The organism is Mesorhizobium qingshengii (genome assembly GCF_900103325.1).
GTDB lineage: Bacteria > Pseudomonadota > Alphaproteobacteria > Rhizobiales > Rhizobiaceae > Mesorhizobium > Mesorhizobium qingshengii.
In genome coordinates, this window is the sequence record NZ_FMXM01000078.1 from 1 (window position 1) to 2,880 (window position 2,880).

General features: G+C 58.8%; 3 protein-coding genes and 1 pseudogene. All 4 read right to left on the reverse strand.

Annotated elements, in window-relative coordinates; translation table 11 throughout:
- Positions 1 to 97: 97 nt before the first annotated feature.
- A pseudogene (locus BLS48_RS34285) lies at positions 98 to 323 on the reverse strand (transposase); the annotation flags it as partial.
- Between the two features lie 101 nt (positions 324 to 424).
- On the reverse strand, positions 425 to 724 hold the full coding sequence (locus tag BLS48_RS34290) for an alpha/beta fold hydrolase (protein WP_342028562.1): 300 nt from the start codon (positions 722 to 724) through the stop codon (positions 425 to 427).
- Positions 725 to 862: 138 nt separating this feature from the next.
- The gene (locus BLS48_RS34295; protein WP_084791822.1) at positions 863 to 2,053 is read right to left on the reverse strand and encodes a YbfB/YjiJ family MFS transporter; all 1,191 of its coding nucleotides are present in this window, start codon (positions 2,051 to 2,053) and stop codon (positions 863 to 865) included.
- Positions 2,046 to 2,880, reverse strand: an 835-nt coding sequence (locus BLS48_RS34300; protein ID WP_091586663.1) for a LysR substrate-binding domain-containing protein, incomplete at its 5' end; no start/stop codon positions are given. The genes BLS48_RS34295 and BLS48_RS34300, both read right to left, overlap by 8 nt.

Here is a 2,880-nt window from a genome sequence, read left to right on the forward strand (position 1 = left end):
CCTGCAATCAGCCAGCAGGGGTGGGTTCAAACATGGGTCACTTCTCAATGGAAAAACCGCCCAATCCCGGGTCGGTTCTCGGCGGAAATCAACAGGCATTCTCCAGCCAGCGTTCCACCACCTCCTCGTCCGACACGTCATGGCCGTGCTTGAGGTAATGCAGCCCGACCATCAACCGCGTCGGCTTGGCCGGCCTGACGACCGGACGGTAGAAGCGGCCCAACGCCTCATCGAACCGTGCCCATCGCATCAGACCCGACGATCGCGTCCAGACGTTCGCGGAAGAGGTCATTCCTGTTGCGTGTCGGACGGGATGGCAGCATCGTTAAAACACCAGAAAGGGACAGGATCAGATTCGATTTCTGGCATTTTCCAATACTTCAAACCTTGGGAATCCCTGCAGCACAAGGCTTCAACCTATTTTTCAGGCCGAACCAATTAGCGCCGAGGCCCTCGCGATAAGCGTTGGCGTTTTGGATGATGAGCGCGCCTTCACCTGGTCGGGACGGCTGAGCGCCATGCGGAACCCGACCGGGCCGCCATAGTCCTGCATGAAGAGCGCGTAGCTGTCGATCTTTAAATATGCGAGCAAGGCGCTGATGGACGCGGCTAATGCGTCAAAGGTGTAGCTGTAGCGATCTCGGGACGGCGCTTCGATGTGACCGAAGCCGGGATAGTCGGGCGCGATGACGTGATAAGTGTCCGCGAGCAGCGGGATCAGCAAAGTACATGCGCGAGGACGAAGGGAAGCCATGGAGGAGCACGATGGTAGGGGCGTCGGTGGGGCCGGCCGGCCGATAGAAGGCATCCAGTCCATCTACTTTGGCCTGGCGATAGGTATTCGATACTGAAGTGAAGGTCGTCACGGTGCTGTACTACTCCGTGGCGAAGGTGCCGGTTCATCGAGGTGCGTAGGGCTCCTGCTAAAGCAGAGTGCGCCAGCGACCAGCAGAGCCAATGTCGCGATGACAAGCGAGGCATCGAAGGAGGCGGTCCGGAGGTAGAGAGCGTTAGCCATCAGAGGACCGATGACCTGTCCCACTCCATATGCGGCGGTCATGATCGCAAGCATGTTGAAGTGAACTTTCCCTGACAGTTTGCGAGCTGCGGGCATCGCAATTGTCACTGTCCCCATAAAGGTCCCGCCGACAAGCAACGCGCTGACGATGTAGGCTGCGGGCGTGTGGAGAACCGGCAAGAGGACACCCGTGGCTTGAACGACCAAGTTCAACATGAGGCTGCGGTGGGTCCCCCACCTTTGATCCAGAGCATGCCACAAAAAGCAAGATGGCACGGCCCCTAGGCCGAACATCGCCCAAATATGCACTGGGTCGAATGAGGCACCCGCGCTGCGCACGAGAAGAGGCAGATAGGTCGCAGTGATGATATAGCCCAGGCCCGCGAGCCCGTAAATCAGGATGAGCCTCGTTGCGCCGAGCATAATTGGGTTTTGTTCTTCTGAGGCAAGTTGCGATTGAACTTGATGAGGTTTTGAGCCATCTGCCCGACCCTGCATCGCAACGGATATGATTGTCACAGCGAGCGCCGCGGCAGCGAGGGCAAACCAGATCGTGTAGCTCGACAGAGAGGTCAGACGGCCTACGGCGATTATCTCAGCCGAAACGACAATACCGAGACCTACCCCCGAGTAAAGCGCCGGAGCGCTTCTATGCTGTCTGTGATCATGTATGAGCCAATGCGAAGCGGCCACCATGGACATAGCACTGAAAAGGCCCGCAAATCCGCGGATCGTCACGACAAGCCATTCCGGCAAGGGAAACGCCAAAAGCCAAAGAGTGATAACTGTCATGAACGTTGCGAAGATGCACAGCTTGCGACTTGGGACACCCGAGAGCAGCGCGGTCAGCAGGGCGCCGATCAGATATCCGGCGTAGTTTGCCGACGCCGCATAAGAGCCGCCCCCAACCGTAATCTGCTGGTTGACGACCATCAGCGGATAGAGACCTGTGAAGGCGAAGCGGCCGAATCCCATGCCGATGACCAACACCAAGGCGGCCGCGACTGTGGCCTCGGTCGCAGCCTTCTCATGCATCGCCCTGATCCTTGATGTCCGAAAACGCCTCAAGCGTCTTGCGAAACTCGGAAAAGGCCGGCGTAGCGAAGCCCGGTCGACAAGCCAGATAGGTATCGACGGACATTAGCGGATGCTCTTGGACCGGTCCCAGATGCCGCATCAGGTCCACGACGCTGCGAGGAATAATGCTGACGCAGGAGCCTGCAGCCGTGCAGGCAAACATCGCGTGGTAGGATTTCACCTCCTGGACCGCAAAGCGCTCCTTGAGCGTGCCGAATCCAGTCAGCCATTCCTCGGCAAGCATGCGGTATGTGCAGCCTGGTGCAAAGGCGGCTAACGCCTTCGGCTTGATGTCACTCGCATCGCGCACGACGGGATGTTCGGGCGGCAATAGCAGCACCAGCTCCTCCCGAAAGATCGCAATCTTATCAAGCTCCGTCGGTGCGAGCCACCATTCTCCTGAAGGCACCGCAATGAGGGCGCAGTCAATCCGGTGTGCAAACAGCGCGTCGATGAGCTGCCGGGTAGGGGCCGTCGACAGGTCGATTATCACCTGAGGCCACTTCTTGTTGTAGGTGGCAAGTGGAATCGGAAGCCGGCTCGCCACTGTGCTCTCCATGGAGCCAACGCGTAAGGTGCCGATCGGCCCCGACGGATTGACGAGCTGCTGCGCCTCTTCGGCGAGATTCAGAATCCGATCGGCAAAGTCGAGGTAAGTCTGCCCTTCGTTCGTCAGCGTCATGCGCTTCTTGTCGCGTTGGAACAGCGGCACACCGATCTCGGCCTCGAGCTGCTGAATGCGAGTGGTGACGTTAGAAGGGACGCGGCCGAGCAATCCGGCAGCT